Source organism: Microbacterium sp. CCNWLW41, assembly GCF_037083505.1.
The window spans coordinates 290221-306623 of record NZ_JBAOJP010000010.1 but is presented as its reverse complement, the minus strand read 5'-3'; the positions used below and the strand labels follow the sequence as shown (position 1 = coordinate 306623).

General features: G+C 71.8%; 13 protein-coding genes. 1 reads left to right on the top strand and 12 read right to left on the bottom strand.

All coding sequences use genetic code 11. From position 1 onward, the window contains the following. Positions 1-40: 40 nt before the first annotated feature. Positions 41-928: an endonuclease domain-containing protein gene (locus V6R91_RS29825; RefSeq protein WP_336398311.1), complete on the top strand. Its 888-nt coding sequence runs from the start codon at positions 41-43 to the stop codon at positions 926-928. 201 nt (positions 929-1129) lie between these two features. Here V6R91_RS29825 and V6R91_RS29820 read toward each other — a convergent pair whose 3' ends face one another. The 12 genes from V6R91_RS29820 to V6R91_RS29765 form a co-directional block, all read right to left on the bottom strand. Beyond that, a complete protein-coding gene (locus V6R91_RS29820; protein WP_336398310.1) occupies positions 1130-2944 on the bottom strand; it encodes an ABC transporter ATP-binding protein in 1815 nt (604 codons plus the stop codon). Continuing rightward, positions 2941-4779 carry an ABC transporter ATP-binding protein gene (locus V6R91_RS29815; RefSeq protein WP_336398309.1) on the bottom strand — a complete coding sequence of 613 codons (1839 nt, stop codon included), beginning with the start codon at positions 4777-4779 and terminating at the stop codon, positions 2941-2943. The genes V6R91_RS29820 and V6R91_RS29815 overlap by 4 nt, the downstream gene beginning before the upstream one ends. 404 nt (positions 4780-5183) lie before the next feature. Further along, positions 5184-5693, bottom strand: a complete 510-nt coding sequence (locus tag V6R91_RS29810) for a methylated-DNA--[protein]-cysteine S-methyltransferase (RefSeq protein ID WP_336398308.1) — start codon at positions 5691-5693, stop codon at positions 5184-5186. Then, the gene (locus V6R91_RS29805; protein WP_336398307.1) at positions 5690-7234 is read right to left on the bottom strand and encodes a DNA-3-methyladenine glycosylase 2 family protein; all 1545 of its coding nucleotides are present in this window, start codon (positions 7232-7234) and stop codon (positions 5690-5692) included. The genes V6R91_RS29810 and V6R91_RS29805 overlap by 4 nt, the downstream gene beginning before the upstream one ends. A 159-nt stretch (positions 7235-7393) precedes the next feature. After that, positions 7394-7681, bottom strand: coding sequence for a WXG100 family type VII secretion target (locus V6R91_RS29800; RefSeq protein WP_194397663.1), 288 nt, complete (start codon positions 7679-7681; stop codon positions 7394-7396). 102 nt (positions 7682-7783) lie between these two features. Continuing rightward, entirely contained in the window at positions 7784-8569 is a 786-nt protein-coding gene (locus V6R91_RS29795; RefSeq protein ID WP_336398306.1) for a hypothetical protein, read from the bottom strand. Continuing rightward, entirely contained in the window at positions 8566-9180 is a 615-nt protein-coding gene (locus V6R91_RS29790) for a hypothetical protein (protein WP_336398305.1), read from the bottom strand. The genes V6R91_RS29795 and V6R91_RS29790 overlap by 4 nt, the downstream gene beginning before the upstream one ends. Beyond that, a complete protein-coding gene (locus V6R91_RS29785) occupies positions 9177-9794 on the bottom strand; it encodes a hypothetical protein (protein WP_336398304.1) in 618 nt (205 codons plus the stop codon). The genes V6R91_RS29790 and V6R91_RS29785 overlap by 4 nt, the downstream gene beginning before the upstream one ends. A gap of 28 nt (positions 9795-9822) precedes the next feature. Further along, a complete protein-coding gene (locus V6R91_RS29780; protein ID WP_336398303.1) occupies positions 9823-11055 on the bottom strand; it encodes a hypothetical protein in 1233 nt (410 codons plus the stop codon). Further along, positions 11056-11361, bottom strand: a complete 306-nt coding sequence (locus tag V6R91_RS29775) for a hypothetical protein (RefSeq protein ID WP_336398302.1) — start codon at positions 11359-11361, stop codon at positions 11056-11058. A gap of 85 nt (positions 11362-11446) precedes the next feature. Further along, entirely contained in the window at positions 11447-11734 is a 288-nt protein-coding gene (locus V6R91_RS29770) for a WXG100 family type VII secretion target (RefSeq protein ID WP_194397663.1), read from the bottom strand. A gap of 126 nt (positions 11735-11860) precedes the next feature. Further along, positions 11861-16390 (bottom strand): FtsK/SpoIIIE domain-containing protein, encoded by a 4530-nt coding sequence (locus tag V6R91_RS29765; RefSeq protein WP_336398301.1) that lies wholly within the window; start codon positions 16388-16390, stop codon positions 11861-11863. Positions 16391-16403: the final 13 nt, after the last annotated feature.

Here is a 16403-nt window from a genome sequence, read left to right as displayed (position 1 = left end):
ACGGCGCGGTGCGGAGCGTGCCGCACAGCAGGATGCTCGTGTGAGCGTCGTCCACCGAGTGAGTCCTGTCCAGCGGATGGCGCGCGAGGTCGGCCGATTGGCGGAGTGGGTGGACGCGGCGGGCGGGATCGCCCACCGGGATGCCGCCGCGAACGCGGGATTCGGTGTGGCCGTGCGTCGCGCGGCGGTGCGGTGCGGTGCCGTCCGTCGTGTCCGTCGGGACTGGCTGGCGACGGATGCCGCACCCGCCGATCTCCTCACTGCCGCCGAGAACGGCGGCAGCCTCACGTGCGTCTCGGCTGCGCGGCGCCGGGGATGGTGGATACCCGATGGGATGGACGACGCCGTGCATGTTCGCCTCGAGCCCCATGCGACGTCGCCGATATCCCCCGTCACCGCGCACTGGACGCAGCGGATCGCACCGGCCCCGGGCCACGGGCTGGTCGAGTCGATCGAAGACACTCTCGCCCACATCGCCGTCTGCCTGTCGCCCGAGAACGCGCAGATCCTCTGGAACTCCGCACTCCAGATCGAGCGGATCACCCCGATCGCGATCCGCCGCGTCCGCTGGCCCCACCGTCGGGCGCGAGACTGCGCCGACCGGGCGTCGGACCAGTCCGACTCCGGTCTCGAGACGATCATCGCCGTGCGGCTCGGTGCCTGGGGCATCCCGATGCGTCAGCAGGTCGTCCTGCTCGGACGACCTGTCGACCTCCTGATCGGTGAGCGCCTCGTGATCCAGGTCGACGGCTTCGCCCATCACTCGTCCTCCGCGCAGCGCTCGAAGGACGTCGCCTTCGACGCGGAACTCACGCTCCAGGGGTACACGGTGATCCGGTTCACCTACGCGCAGGTCATGCACGACTGGGACGCCGTCGAGCGGACGATCGCGCGCGCGATCGCCGCCGGCGCGCACCTCGCTCGCTGAACCGTCGCGGGCGCCGCGTCGGCGGATCCGGAATTCGGACAATCGCACAGTTTCCGGAGCGTTCCACGTTGGAGGATCCGGAAAGTGGCGTGAAGTCCGAATTCCGGATCCGATTGGGCGGGCGCGGACAGCGGGAGCCCGGAGACGGCGGATGCCCCGGCCCCGCGTGGACAGGCGGGCCGGGGCATCCGGGTTCGCGGGCTAGACGAGCGACTCGCGCCAGGCGGCGTGCAGCTGGGCGAACTTGCCCGTGCCGCCGATGAGCGTCTCGGGGGTGTCGTCCTCGATGATGCGGCCGTGCTCCATGACCAGCACGCGGTCGGCGATCGCGACCGTCGAGAGGCGGTGCGCGATGATGATCGCGGTGCGGTCGGCGAGCAGCGTCTGCAGCGCGTCCTGGATCTGCCGCTCCGACGGGATGTCGAGCGAGGCCGTGGCCTCGTCAAGAATGAGCACCGCCGGGTCGGCGAGGAACGCCCGCGCGAACGAGATCAGCTGCCGCTGCCCCGCCGACACGCGGCCGCCGCGCTTGTTGACGTCGGTGTCGTAGCCGTCGGGCAGGCGCTCGATGAAGGCATCCGCCCCCACCGCCCGCGCCGCCGCCTTGATCTCGTCGAGCGTCGCGTCGGGCTTGCCGAGCGCGATGTTGTCGGCGACCGTGCCGCTGAACAGGTACGCCTCCTGCGTGACCATGACGATCGCCCGCCGGAGGTCCTTCGGGTGCATGCGGCGCAGGTCCACGCCGTCGAGCGTCACGGCCCCCTCGGTCGGGTCGTAGAAGCGCGACACCAGCTTGGCGAGCGTGGACTTGCCGGCTCCGGTCGTGCCGACGAGCGCGATCGTCTGCCCCGCGGGGATGTCCAGCGAGAAGTCCGGCAGGATGACGCGGTCGCGGGAGTACCCGAACACCACGTCGTCGAACCGGATGTGGCCCTTCGCCTCCCACAGGTCGACCGGGTCGCGGGGGTCGGGGACGGTCGGCTGCTCCTCGAGCACGCCCGACACCTTCTCCAGCGCCGCCGTCGCGGATTGGTAGGAGTTCAGGAAGAACGCCACCTCCTGCAGCGGTGAGAAGAAGTTGCGCACGTACAGCACCGCCGACAGCAGGAAGCCGATCTCCATCACGCCGCCGGCGACGCGGATGCCGCCCCAGGCGATGACGACCGCGAGGGTGACGGATGCCACGGCCATGAGTCCCGGCTCGAACGTGCCGAAGAGGCGGATCGAGCGCATGTTGACGTCGCGGTAGTTCATCGCCTGCACGCCGAACTCCTCGTCGTTGCGGACCTCCTTGCGGAAGGCCTTCACGGCGCGGATGCCGGTCATGGTCTCGACGAACTTGACGATGACGCCGGCGCTGATGACGCGCGACTCGCGGTACACCCGCTGCGAGCGGGTGTAGAACCACCGCATCAGCAGGAACAGCGGGATGCCCATGACCGTCAGGATCAGCCCGGACTGCCAGTCCACGAGGAACAGCGCCACCAGCGTGAACGCGCCGTACAGGATGCCGGACACCAGCTCGTTCAGACCGCCGTCCAGGAGCTCCCGGATGGTGTCGAGGTCGCTCGTCTGGCGCGAGATGATGCGGCCGGACGTGTACGACTCGTGGAACTCCAGGCTCAGCCGCTGCGTGTGCAGGAAGATGCGCTTGCGCAGGTCCAGCATGATCGCCTGGGTGAGGCGCGCGGCGACGACGACGTACCACCCGATGAGGGCGGCGCCGCCGATCGCGGCGACGAGGTAGACGGCGACGACCACGATCGTCGGCATCCAGTCGTTCCGCTCGATGACCGCCGGCAGCGCGTTGTTGATCCCGATGCCGATGAGCCAGGGGCCGGCGACGCGCAGCGCCGTCGAGACCACGAGCACGACCGCAGCCAGGATCAGCTGACCGCGCACCGGGGTGATGAGCGACCCGAGCAGGCGCAGCGACCGCTTGCGGATCGCCCTGCTCTCGTCGCGCGTGTAGTCGGAGCGGTCCTCCCCGCTCGTTCCGACGACGGTGGTGCTCACAGGGTCACCTCCCTCTCCCGCATGCGGGCTTCTTCGATCTCGAGACTGGAGATCACGTGCCGGTAGTGCTCGCTGGTGCGCAGCAGCTCGGAGTGGCGGCCGACCGCCGTCACGCGGCCCGCCTCGAGCAGCGCGACCCGGTCGGCGAGCATGACTGTCGACGGACGGTGGGCGACGACGAGCGCCGTCGTCTCGTGGAGCACCTCGCGCAGGGCGTCCTCCACGAGCGCCTCGGTGTCGACGTCGAGCGCCGACAGCGGGTCGTCGAGCACGAGCACCGCGGGGCGCGCGGCGACCGCGCGGGCGAGCGCGAGGCGCTGCCGCTGCCCGCCCGAGAGCGAGAGTCCCTCTTCGCCGATGACCGTGTCGACGCCGTCGGGCAGGTCGTCGACGAACGACGCCTGCGCGACGCCGAGCGCCTCGCGCAGCACGCGCTCGGCCTCGGCGCTGCCGGGCTCGAGGTCCTCACGACCGAGCAGCACGTTGTCGCGCACCGACTGCGAGAAGAGCGTCGCGTCCTCGAACGCCATGCCGATGTGCCGGCGCAGCTCGGCGAGGGTGAGGTCGCGCACGTCGACGCCGTCCAGCGTCACGCGGCCGCCCGTCACGTCGTACAGGCGCGTCGGGAGCGTGGTGAGCGTCGTCTTGCCCGAGCCGGTGAGCCCGACCAGCGCCATGGTCTCGCCGGGGCGCAGCACGAGGTCGACGCCGTCCAGCAGATCGCGCTCGCGGGACGCGGCGTCCTGGTACCGGAAGTGGACGTCCTCGAACGCCAGCTCGCCGCGCGGCTTCGCAATTGACACGGGGTTCTCGGGGTCGACGATCGTGTTCTCCTCGTCGAAGACCTCGAAGATGCGGTCGGTCGCCGTGCGGGCGTCGAGCAGGAACGAGAACAGGAACCCGATGGACTCCATCGGCCAGCGCAGCACGGTCGCCATCGCGAAGAACGCGATCAGCTCGGCGCCCTGCAGCTGACCCATCGCGGTCAGGTAGATGCCGGCGCCGAGGCACAGCGCGAACGCGACGTCGGGCAGCAGCACCAGCCAGAACCAGATCCAGCCGATGGCGCGGGCCTTGCTGAGCTCGGTCTGGCGCAGCGTCTCGGCCTGCCGCGCGAACTTCTGCAGCGCGTGCTTGCCGCGACCGAACGCCTTGAGCACGCGGATGCCGTGCACGCTCTCCTCGACCGAGGTGGCGAGGTCGCCCGCCTGGTCCTGCGACTGCCGGGCGAGGGTGCCGTAGGTCTTCTCGAACCGGTAGCCGGCGTACCAGAGGGGCGCCGAGGTGATGAGGAAGATCGTGCCGAGGAGCCAGTGCCAGCGGAACAGCAGCGCGGTTCCGACGGCGATGGTGATCGCGTTCACGACGAGCAGCACCAGGCCGAAGGCGAGCCAGCGGCGGAGCATGCTCATGTCCTGCATCATGCGGCTGAGCAGCTGGCCGGACTGCCAGCGGTCGTGGAACGCGACCGGGAGCCGCTGCAGCCGCGAGTAGAACGTCTGGCGCAGGTCGTACTCGACGAGCGTGGCGGGCCCCAGCACGAACCAGCGGCGCAGCCACACCATGGCGGCCTCGGCGAGGCCCAGGGCGAGGATGGCGGCGGCGCCCCACCCGATGGCGGCGATGTCGCCCGACGAGATCGGGCCGCGGACGACCTGCTCGAGCACGAGCGGGATGCCGAGGGCGAGCAGGCTCGCGACGAGCGCGCTGGCGCCGCCGAGCGCGAGACGCGGAAGCACCGGCTTGACGAAGGGCGTCAGCCGGCCGAGGGCCTGGAAGGTGGACAGTTCGGACCGTTGCGGTTCTGATCGCTCAGGGGTGGCGGTGGAGGTCATGATCCTTGTGGGTGGCGGTGATGCGGTGACCCGTCGTCGGGTCGTGTCTGAACGGCGCCCATGGGCGGGCGTCGTCGTGCGAAGGCTCCGAGTGGGGAAACGCTTCGCCGGGCGGCGATATGCCGAAGCCGGCCGAGCCGGGGCGTGCGGAGGAGGCTGCTACCCCTGAATGCGGGGACGCGGCAGCCGGATGGCGGTGCGGGGTCCCGCGGAGCGGAGGACGAGAGCGGCGTTCGCAGCGACGGCGGCCTGAGACATTTCTTCCTCCTTGGGATGAGCGGAATGGGCATGTCGGCACCGCGGGTTTCCTCGCGGTGCGACAGCCGACCAGCCTATACCTGGGAGTTGACTGAACGCAACAACCGCTTTCCGGTCCCCCGGAAAGCGGTTGTCGGCGAGCGGTGTCAGACCACGAGGGCGGGCACACCGGCCTCGCGGTCGAGCAGCCGCTGCTTCACGTCGAGCCCCCACGCGAAGCCGCCGAGCGCGCCCCCGGTGCGCAGCACCCGGTGGCAGGGGACGAACAGCGCGGGCGCGTTGCGCGCGCAGATCGAGGCCGCGGCCCGCACCGCGCTCGGCGACCCGAGCTCCGCGGCGAACTCCGCGTACGTCAGCGGCCGGCCGGGGGCGATGCGCCGCAGAGCGCTCCACCCGGTCAGCTGCATGACCGTGCCGTGCTGCACGACGGGGATGCCGTCGATGGCGGCGAGGTCGCCGTCGTAGTAGGCCGAGACGGCGGCGGCGGCATCCGTTCGCCCTTCCGCCACGGAGGACGGGCGGTCCGATGCCCGCAGACGCTCGAGGATGCGGTCGGCCTCGGAGGTCCAGCCCGATGCGAGCACGCGCCCCTCGTCGGTGAGGATCGTGAACGCCCCGTCGGGGGTGTCGATGGTCTGGATGGTCGCGGTGGTCATGGCATGCCTCCGGTGGTCGGGACGGGCGGGACGGAGAGGACGGATGCGGCGCCCCTGCGCTGCGCGGGGCCCTTCGGCGGGACGGCGCGCCACAGGTGCGCGGTGAGGTAGCTGCGCCATGGCGCCGTGCGCGCCGCCCAGCCGGTGAGGGCGCGCGGCTCGGACGGGAGTCCCGCGGCGGCGGCGCCGGTGCGCACGGCGACGTCACCGGGGAGGAACACGTCGGGGTCGGCGAGGACGCGCATGCGCACGTAGTCGGCGGTCCACGGGCCGATGCCGGGCATGGCCAGGAGCGCGGCCCGCTGCTCGACGGCGTCGTCGCCGGTCGTCAGCGTGAGGGAGCCGTCGGCGAGGGCCGCCGCCGCCCCGGTGATCGCGCGGATGCGGGCGGCGGGCCCGCGCAGCACCTCGTGGCCGCGGTCGGCGATGGCCGCCATCGTCGGGAACAGCTTCACCGTGCCCTCGGCCCCGTCCACGTCGTCGCCGAGCGCCGTCGTGAGCTGCGTGAGCGCAGTGCGCGCCGCCGCCACCGTGATCTGCTGCCCGACCATCGCGCGGATGAGCATCTCGTGCGGATCGGCGGCCCCCGGCACCCGGATGCCGGGCAGGTCCGCCACCAGCGGCGCGAGCTCGGGATGCTCACCGAGCGCCTCGTCGACCGCGACGGGATCGGCGTCGAGGTCGAACAGCCGCCGGGCCCGCGTGACGAGGGTCGAGAGGTCGGCGAGGTTCGTCAGGCGGGCCCGAAGCCGCACGCGTCCGGCATCGTCGACACGCAGCTCGAACCACGCCGGCCCGTGCGGCAGCCGCAGCGTGCGGGCGAACGACCTCGCGGTCGCCACCTCGGCGCCCGGCACGGCGCGGGCCGCCATCCACGCGAAGAGCCCGTCGGCATCGAGCGGCCCGCGATGCGGCAGCACGAGGTCGATCGCGCCGAGCATCGCGTCCTCCGGCGCGCTGGAGGGGCGCGGCAGGCGGCGCCGGGCGCGCAGCTCGAGCGGCGACAGGCCGAACACCTCACGGACGGTGTCGTTGAACTGCCGCACGCTCGCGAACCCCGACGAGAACGCGACGTCCGCCGCGGGCAGGTCGGTGCCCACCAGGAGCATGCGGGCCGTCTGCGCCCGGTGCGCGCGGCTGAGCGCGAGCGGACCGGCGCCGAGCTCGGCGGTGAGCAGGCGCGTCAGGTGGCGCGGCGAGTAGCCCAGCCGCCGGGCGAGGCCCGGCACGCCCTCGCGCTCGACGACGCCGTCGGCGATGAGCCGCATCGCGCGGCCGGCGGTGTCGCCGCGGAGATTCCACTGCGGCGACCCCGGCGCGGCCTCGGGCAGGCACCGCTTGCACGCGCGGTAGCCGGCCTCGTGGGCTGCGGCGCTCGTGGGGTAGAACGTGACGTTCGACGCCTTCGGCGTGCGCGCGGGGCAGCTGGGACGGCAGTAGATGCCGGTCGACCGCACCGCCGTGACGAACTGGCCGTCGAAGCGCGCATCGCGCGAGTCGATCGCGCGGTACCTCTCGTCGAACGTCATCGCCAGGCTCATGTCCCTAGCCTGACACGCTCCCCCGACATCGGCTCGCGGAAATCGGACACGACGGTGACGCCCCGCGAGGCAGGCCGCGCGCCGCCCGCAGACGACGAAGCGGCCGGTCGCGGCCCCGCCGCGAAGCGGAGCGACGACCGGCCGCCGAAGTCCGTCGGTTCAGCCGCCGGCGAGCTGCTGGTCGAGGTCCTGGATGGCACGCATCATGCCCAGCAGAGCCTCCGACATGTCGTTGATGCCGTCCACCGCACCCTTCAGACCCGTCGTCAGCTCGGAATAGCCCTCACCGAACTTCCCCGACGCGTGCTGCGTCTTGAAGTCCTCACCCAGCAGCGTGTCCACCTGGCTCTTCAGCGCGTCCAGCTGACCCTGGATGTCATCACGAGCCTGCGACAGCGACGACGCCACCTGCTCCATCTCCGCATACGAGGCACCGAAATCCGCCATCGTCAACTCCCTCACTCAGATAACCCGACCCAGCCGGCCGATGCCCTCCACGCTAACCCGGGCCGGCGCCGGGGCCCATGGGGACCATTCCCCATCCGGCGCTCACGCCGTTCGTCCGCCTCGGGGCGTGAGGTCCTCGCGGGGCGCCATCGTGATGCCGAGCAGTCCGATGCGCACGTCCCGGGCGCGCACGAGCTCCGGCTCGGTGATGAGCCCCCGCTCCGCGAGGACGGCCAGCGCACCCTGGACGTCCGCGTAGATGCGGGCGCGCTCGTCGGGAGGCATCCCCTCGACGGCCTTCTCGAGGGCCGTGAGGCTCCGCCGCCATCGATCCGTGCCGGTGTGCGCGGGACCGCGGAACAGTACGAGATGCAGCACGCCCACGGCCACGTCTGCCGCGAGGCCCACGATGCCGATCGGGGCGTCGGCGGCGCCCTGTGCGATCGCCAGCGCGGCGACGGCGGTGGCGATCGCGGATGGGACGAGGTGGAGCGCCCCCAGCAGCCGGTGGATGCCGGGCTCGGTGCCGAGCGATTCGCGCATCTCGGTGAGGATGCCGTTCGCGCCGAGGAGGGCGGCGATCCCGGCGAGCATGCCGGCCCACCCGACCAGTGCGGTCTCTGTGCGGTCGAAGAGCCAGGGCAGCAGCATCAGCAGCGCCACCACGGGCAGCGTGAAACTCGCGATGTGCGACAGGGTGAGCAGGCACCCCCAGGCGGGCGCGACGTTCTTCGCGAGGTCCTTCCACGCCGCCGGCGGCGCGAAGAAGGCCAGCGCGCGGCGCGCGTCGGGCACGTGGTGCAGGGCGCGGGCCTCGAGCTTCCACCAGTCCAGCGGCGTCCACGCGCTCACCGTGCGCGCGTACGCCGTCGCGGGCGCGTCGGTCATACCCGCCACAGTCCTTCCGGGTCCTGCGCGGACTGAACGAGGGCGGGCACGTCGAGCAGGCCGGACGGCGTCCAGGGCGCGCCGTCGATGCGCACGGTGTCGAGCAGGTCCTCCACCCGCGCGGCGGACAGCGCGATCGCCGCCGGGTCGAGCGGTCCCAGGACGGCGAAGAACGACGCGCCGGTGGTCATGAAGAGCCAGCGGACCACGCCGCGGCCGTCCTCGTCCATGAGGGTGACCGAGCAGCCCTCGCCGAGACCGGCCGAGCGGGCAGGCCGGATCCGAGGAGCGAGGACCGACGGCGGCCAGAGGTACCGCCGCTGCTCGTCGGCATCCGGCTCCCAGTCGGCCAGGGTGAGGCGCAGCGGCGCCCACGACCACGTGGCCGGCTCGAAGGTGAGCAGGTTGGTGCCGGGATCGGATGCCGCCGACCGCTGCGCACGCGCGAGAGCCCGGGCCAGGACCTCCGTCTCCTGCGGGGGGAGGTCGTGGAGCCCGGCCATCCGCGCCGCCGCTTCGGCGGCCCAGGCCTCGACGTCACCGGAGCCGAGGTCGGCTCCGGGCAGCGGGACGACGGTCGCGGCGTCGAAGCCGAAGTCGACGCGCGTCATCGCCCGGTCCACGCGAACGTCAGCACGTGCGCGTCCATCAGGGACAGCCAGTTCTTCATGTACGGGTCCTCGTCGGGGTCGACGTCCGTCGGGTGGACCAGCGTCGCCGTGAGCTGGAGGGCCTTGGTGCGGCGGGATCCCGGCAGGGGCGTGAGGTACACGATCGTGTAGGCGCCGGCCGACTCCCCCGACAGCTCCACGGTGCGACGATCCGTCCAGCGGAGGAACTGCCGGCTGCCCTCGAGCGCGCGGGCGCCGCGCCGCTCGACGGCGTCGGCGACCATGGCGTCCAGGGACACGCCGGGCGCTCCCTCGGTGATCGTGCCGAGCACGCTGATGGGGACCGTCGACCACTGCGGGGCATCCTCACCCGCCATGATCATCACGAACGCCCCCTGACGCCGCGCCGCCCCGAGCGCGCCGGTGACGTGGGTCTCCAGCGCGGCGTACACGTCGGGCCGGTGCGCCTCGCGCAGCCGCGCCTTCGCCCGGTCCAGCAGCGCACGCTCGGTCGCGCCGGAGGTGTCGTACATGGTCCAGCCCTCGGGCAGCGTCATCCGGAACTCGGGGACTCCCGGACGCCCGCCGGCGAGCTGATCGCGCAGTGAACTCACCCGCTCCACCCTGCCACAGTCGACCCTGTCACCACGTCGGGTAGGCGATGCGGTCCATGCCCGTCGCCAGCTCCACGGTGCCCTGCAGGCCGCCGGCGAGCGTGGCGATGTTGTTGTAGTGGGCACCCAGGCCGCTGAAGGCGTAGGTGAGCTGCTCGCCCGTGGTGCCGAGGGCTCCGATGACCTCCCACATGAAGGGATCCTGTCCGGTCATCACCGTGCTCAGGATGTCGTCGAAGGAGTTCACCACGTACCCGGCCTCCGGGCCCAGCGAGCGCATGTTCGAGATCCACTGACCCGGGCTGCGCGATCCCATGCTCAGCGTCCACCGGGCGAAGTCGTCGCCGTACGACATGCCGCCCGTGGGAAGGCCCGCCCACGCCCGCATGCCGGCCCCGAAGCCGCCACTGGCGAACTCGCCGAACGCGCCGAACGGGAGCACGCCGAGCACCGCGAGGCCGACCTCCCAGAGCGCGGCATCGCCGCGCGAGTACTGCCAGAGCGTTCCCGCGAGCGTGAGCACGCCGACGGCGAGCGCCAGCAGGGCGACGATGGGTCCGCCGACCACCATCGCGAGCACGGCGAGCACGACACCCGCGACCGCGAGCACGTCCAGCGCGAAGTCGACGAAGCCGTCGAGGTTGTCGCGCCAGCCGTCCTTGATCGCGTTGGCGTTCGAGGACCGCACGCCTTCGACGGCCGCATCGAACGCGGTCTCCCACCGGTCGTACTGCTCGTCGAAGTCGTCGGCGGCGCCCTTCCACAGTGCGTAGGCGGCGTCCTTGTCGCCCTCGGCGGACTCCACGGCGTTGTCGTGGGTGCGCTGCGCCTCGGTGCGGGCGGAGTCGTCGTCGCCGGATCCCTCGGGGTAGGGCACCGGCGCCATCTGCGCGCTCTGCCACTCGCTGAGGGCCTGCTGGTAGTTCTGCCAGTACGTGTCGGCGTCGGGCACGGTCACCTTCATGAGCGCCTTGACCGCGGCCAGCTCCGAGCCGTAGTCCCGCACGAAGGGACCGACCGCCTGGTACAGCTCCGCCGCCCGGCCGAGCTCGACGTTGACCTCCCCGCTCAGCTCGCGGAGCTTGTCGACCGCCTTGCCCTCCATGTCGGCGCCGTCGTCGACGAGCCGCGTGAGCAGCGTCTCGGCCTCCGACATGGCCGCGCCGAGGTTGATGATCTGCTGGCCGCGTTCGCGGACGTCGTCGCCGTTGCCCGACACGACCTCGATCGGGCGTCCCTTCGGGGATTGGTGTATCGCCATCTACTCGCCCACTTCCTGCATCTGCGCCGCGAGCTCTGCGGCCACCTGGGTGTCGAAGTCGCCGAAGCCCTCGAGGACCGTCTTGGCCTGCTCGGTGACCGCCTTCAGGCCCTCGTTGAGCTTGTTGCGCCGGTCGTCCCAGCGCTCCTCGAAGTCGTCGGTCTTGTCGCGGAGGTCGCTGCGACCGTACGGCGACCCGATGTCATGGCTGAGGTCGCTCCGCCGCTTGGACGCCGACTCGAACTCCGTCTGCGTCGCGAGCAGGTTGGTGTACAGCGCACCGAGCTCGTCGTATGAGATCTTCACCGACACGTGTGTTCACTCCCAAGGCCGTGATCGAACGAGAGGACGCGTGGGGAACCGTGGTTCCCCACGCGTGAAGTCAGTCGGTTCAGCCGCCGGCGAGCTGCTGGTCGAGGTCCTGGATGGCACGCATCATGCCCAGCAGAGCCTCCGACATGTCGTTGATGCCGTCCACCGCACCCTTCAGACCCGTCGTCAGCTCGGAATAGCCCTCACCGAACTTCCCCGACGCGTGCTGCGTCTTGAAGTCCTCACCCAGCAGCGTGTCCACCTGGCTCTTCAGCGCGTCCAGCTGACCCTGGATGTCATCACGAGCCTGCGACAGCGACGACGCCACCTGCTCCATCTCCGCATACGAGGCACCGAAATCCGCCATCGTCAACTCCCTCACTCAGGTAACCCGACCCACCCCGGGCGGGACACTCAGAAACCTAACCGACGCCCACGACGCCACGCGATGGGGACCATTCCCCATGGCATGACCCATGGCCTCCCGCCGCGGTCAGTGCTGCGCGGCGGCCTGGGCGACGGGCAGGGCGGATGCCTCGACCAGCGGCAGCTGCACGGTGACCTGGCGGCCCGCCTGCACGAAGATGCCGCGTCCGTCGGGGAAGTCGGCGCGCTTGACCTTGGGGAACGGCACCTTGAACACCGCATCGCCGTCGAACGCGTCGGGCTTGAGGATGACGCCCTTGCGACCGCCCTTGAAGTCCCCGACGAGCCCGAAGCCGCTCGTGACCTGCGTCACGTCGGCGTCGCCGATGAGGAAGTGCTCACTGCGGTTGACCGCCTGGAACAGCGCCTTCAGCGGGCGCTCGGCGGGCGAATCGGCGAACTGCGGCACGTCCTCGATCACGATCATCAGACGGGTGTCGATGGACTCGTCGGCGACCAGCTCGGCGAGCTCGGTCGCGAGCTCCTTGGCCTCGTCGGGCGTCGTGGCGCTGCGCATCCAGGGCGCGAACTCCTTCAGCTGCGAGCGGCGGCCGCCGAAGTGGAACAGCCTCACGCCCGGGTCGAAGCGCACCATCGCCGTCACGAGCGCCTTCATCGCGTTGGTCTTGCCCGCCAGCGGCGGGCCCGCCAAGACGAACGTGCCGACCGGGTCGAAGTCGCGCGGCGCGAGCGTGTCCTCGGCGATGCCGAGCGCCGGGAACTCGCCGACGCGGTCGGGCAGCGCCGACCACGCCAGGCGGGTCGGCAGCGAGCCGATCTCGTCGACCTCACGGGCACCGAGCGCGCGCAGCTCCTGCGCCCACTGCACGAGCAGCTTGGTCTGCTCCGCCACGTTGGGCGTCCCGCCCAGCACCGCGATCTGCGTCTCGAACCCGTCGATGATCGCGCGGCCGGGCGCGGACCGCTCGTCCAGGACGTCCTTCGGTGCGTTCAGCAGCGAGTACGCGCTCTCGTCGGCCAGGCGCAGGACGACGCGGCGCGAGATGTTCGAGCTCACCGCGGTCGGAACGGACCCCGAGCGGTCCGCGGTGGCCACGACGTGCACGCCCAGCGGGCGCCCCTCGCCCAGGATCCGCATGAACGCCTGATAGAACGGCATCCGCGCCGTCGTCGTCTCCCACTCCGCCCGGAACTGCGGCAGGCCGTCCAGCAGCAGGATGATGCGGGCCTCGTCCCGGCCGGTGAGGTCACGGTACTCGGCGATGCTGGAGGCGTTGGCCGCGCTGAACCGCTTGCCGCGGTCGTCAAGCACCGCGCCCAGCGACCGGAGGATGCGCTGCACGCGCTCGGCGTCGTCGCCCGGGATGATCGAGCCGACGTGCGGCAGCACCTCGAGGCTCTTGAGCGCGCCCGCTCCGAAGTCGAGCCCGTAGACCGCGACGTTCTCGGGGCGACGCCCCATCGCGGCCGCGATGGCGGCGGTGCGCAGCACGGTGGATTTCCCCGAGCCGCTCGTGCCGTAGACGAGGAGCGACCCGTCGCGGTCCGGCTCGAAGTACACGGGCTCCTGCAGCTGTCGCTCGGGGACGTCGCGCTTGCCGAGCAGGATGCTGCCGGGGCGGCCGGCGCGGAGCGCCCGGATGTCGACCGTCGTCTCGAGGTCGTCGAGCCACGGGCGCCGGGGAGCCGGGATGCGAGCCTGCGCGGCCGCCGCCACCAGCGTCGCGACGATGCGCTTCTGGTCGTTGGGGCCGGGGTCGGCGGTGTCGTCTGCGGCGTCGCCCGGATCCTCGAGCTCCCACCTCTGCACCGACCCGAACCGCAGCTCCGCGACGCTCACGTCGGCCACCGGCACCTCGTCGGTGCTCCAGCCGCCCGCGTACGCGGACTGGAACGGGACCAGTCGCCCCGGCCCGGTCTTGGCGATGCCGCGCCCGGGGATGCCGGGGTCGAACCGCGCGGCGACCGGGTCGTCGACGACGTCCTTCGAGTCGGACTCGTCGGCCATGCGCAGCGCGACCCGCAGGTTGGTGTTGGCGCGCAGATTGTCCTTGATGACGCCCGCCGGACGCTGGGTCGCCATGATGAGGTGGATGCCGAGGGACCGGCCGCGCTGGGCGATGTCGACGACGCCGTCCACGAACTCGGGCACCTCGCCGGCGAGCGCGGCGAACTCGTCGATGACGATGACCAGCGCCGGGGGCACGTCGGGATCGCGGCGCTTCTCGAGCTCGAGCAGGTCCTTGGCCTTCTTGCGGTTGAAGAGGTGCTCGCGGTGGTGCAGCTCGGCGCGGAGGCTGGTGAGGGCGCGTCGCACGAGGTGGGGGCTGAGGTCGGTCACCAGGCCCACGCAGTGCGGCAGCTCGACGCAGTCGGCGAAGGCGGAACCGCCCTTGTAGTCGACGAAGAGGAACGTGACGCGGTCGGGGCTGTGGGCGGCGGCCATGCCGAGGACCCACGCCTGCAGGAACTCCGACTTGCCCGCGCCGGTGGTGCCGCCCACCAGGGCGTGGGGTCCCTGCGTGCGCAGGTCGAGCGTCATCGCGTCGGTCGCGCCCTGCCCGACGATGGCGCGCAGGTTGCCGGCCTTCTTCAGCCGCGGCAGCGCCGCCCCCGACCGGTCGACGATGGTGTTGTTCTCGCGCCAGCGCTCCACGGCGAACGACGGGTCGGTCGCGATCTCGGGTCCGACGACCGAGAGGAACATGACCGAGTTCGGGATGTCGGAGGAGTCCTCGATGACGGTGCTGGAGTCGGCGACGGGCGCGAGGCGCTTGGCGAGCACGGTCATGAGCTCGTTGGAGACGCCCTCCACGACGGTGGCCGGGTACTCGACGCCGCTGCGGACCGTCCCCGCCCGCGCCGCCTCGAGACCCCCCGCCACGTCGACGAAGCTGCGGCATACGGCCGGCAGCGCCTCGACGACCGGCGCGACGAACAGTCCGTACACGCCGACGTCGGCGCCGCGCTCGAGCACCTGGGTGAGCCGGGCACGGTCCACCGGGGCATCCGCCGTCACGATCACCACGACCGCCGTCTGCCCCGGGAAGGTCGCATCCTCGGCGGCGCGGCGCACGTCGGTGCCGTAGCGCATCGGGTCCCAGTCGTCGTCCAGCGGCAGACGCGGCGACGAGGCCGCCTTGGAGCGGCGCATCACGAGCTCCTCGAGCGCCGAGAGCAGCGCCGCGCCGGTCGACGCGGAGTCCGACAGGGGCATGTCGCGGAACGGGCTGCGCTCGCTCGTGGTGTGCGGAAGCCACTTGAGCCATTCCAGTTGCGTCGCCCACTGCGGCTCGGTCAGCGCGACGGCGACGAGCTCGTTGGGCGAGTGCAGGCCGAACAGCTGCACGCACAGGCCGCGCAGCGCGTCCGCCGCCTCGCGCGGGGGCCCCGCGACGCCGATGACGCCCACGCTCTGCAGCGACTCCAGCACCGGCACGCCGTCGATGATGCGGTAGCGCTCGCGCAGCCGATCGACGCGGTCGACGTACTCCTGGAGCGCGTCGGGGTTCTCGGCGCGCTTGATCGTCGTGCGCGAGGGCGCCTCGGACGTCCCCAGCCGCACCGAGAGGAAGTTCCAGTGCTCGGGGCGCCTGGTCCACAGCATGGGCCCCAGCCGCATCGCCTCGTCGAACACCACGGCCACCGGCGGCACCTCGGCGTTGCGCACCTCGCGTTCGCGCGGCCGTTCGCGGTACAGCGTCTCTTCGAGCTCCTCGAACGTGCGCTCGAAGATCTCGGCCTCCTTGCGCACCCGCTGACCCACCTGGGTGCGCTGCGAGATGAAGTTGCCGAGCAGCATGAGGGGCGACAGGAGCACCACCAGCAGCGAGCGCGGGTTGCCTGTCATCGCGAAGATCGAGGCGCCCAGGATGACCGGCGCCACCAGCATGGGCCACGGGAACAGGCGGCTGATCGGATCCTTGGGGAGACGGGGCTCCGGCAGCTCCTCCCCCACGTACCGCGGCTCGACCCGGGGGCTGCGGTTGAACAGCAGCGATCCGCCGCGCTCCAGCACCGGGTCCTGGTCCAGCGGTGCGAAGTCCTGCACCATGCGCACGACAAGCTCGGTGTCGCCCAGCGCGAACCGCTGCCCCGGGATGACCTTCAGGCGCTGCACCAGCCCGCCGTCCACGACGATGCCGTTCGCCGAGTTGAGGTCGACGAGCTCGACGGAGGATCCCACCTCGATGCGGGCATGCCGCTTGGACACCAGCGGATCGTCGAGGACGACGTCGGCGCCCGCCGCCCGGCCGATCGTGAAGTGGCCGCGCGGCAGCTGGAACTCCCGCCCCGCGAACGGGCCGGCCACGACCGACAGGATCGCCGCCGGCGGCGCGCCCGCGCGGCGGCCCGAGACGTAGTCGGCCCCGAGGTTCGCGATCGTCGCGACGAAGCCCGACCCCACCGGCGCGTCGCTGATCAGCATGTCGGGCTCGAGCAGCTGGAACGTCGACGAGGTCGGCGGCGCCACCTGGAGGGTGAGCACGTCGCGCGGCGACGAGACGAAGCTGCGGGCGGGATCGGCCTCGGCGATCCGGCGCGCCACGTCCTGCACGGTCGCGGTCGTGTCGGAGGTGACCACGATGTCGGTGTGATGGCCGTCGCGACGCTGGAGCGTCAGTTTGAGTCTCATTCGCTGTCCCGGT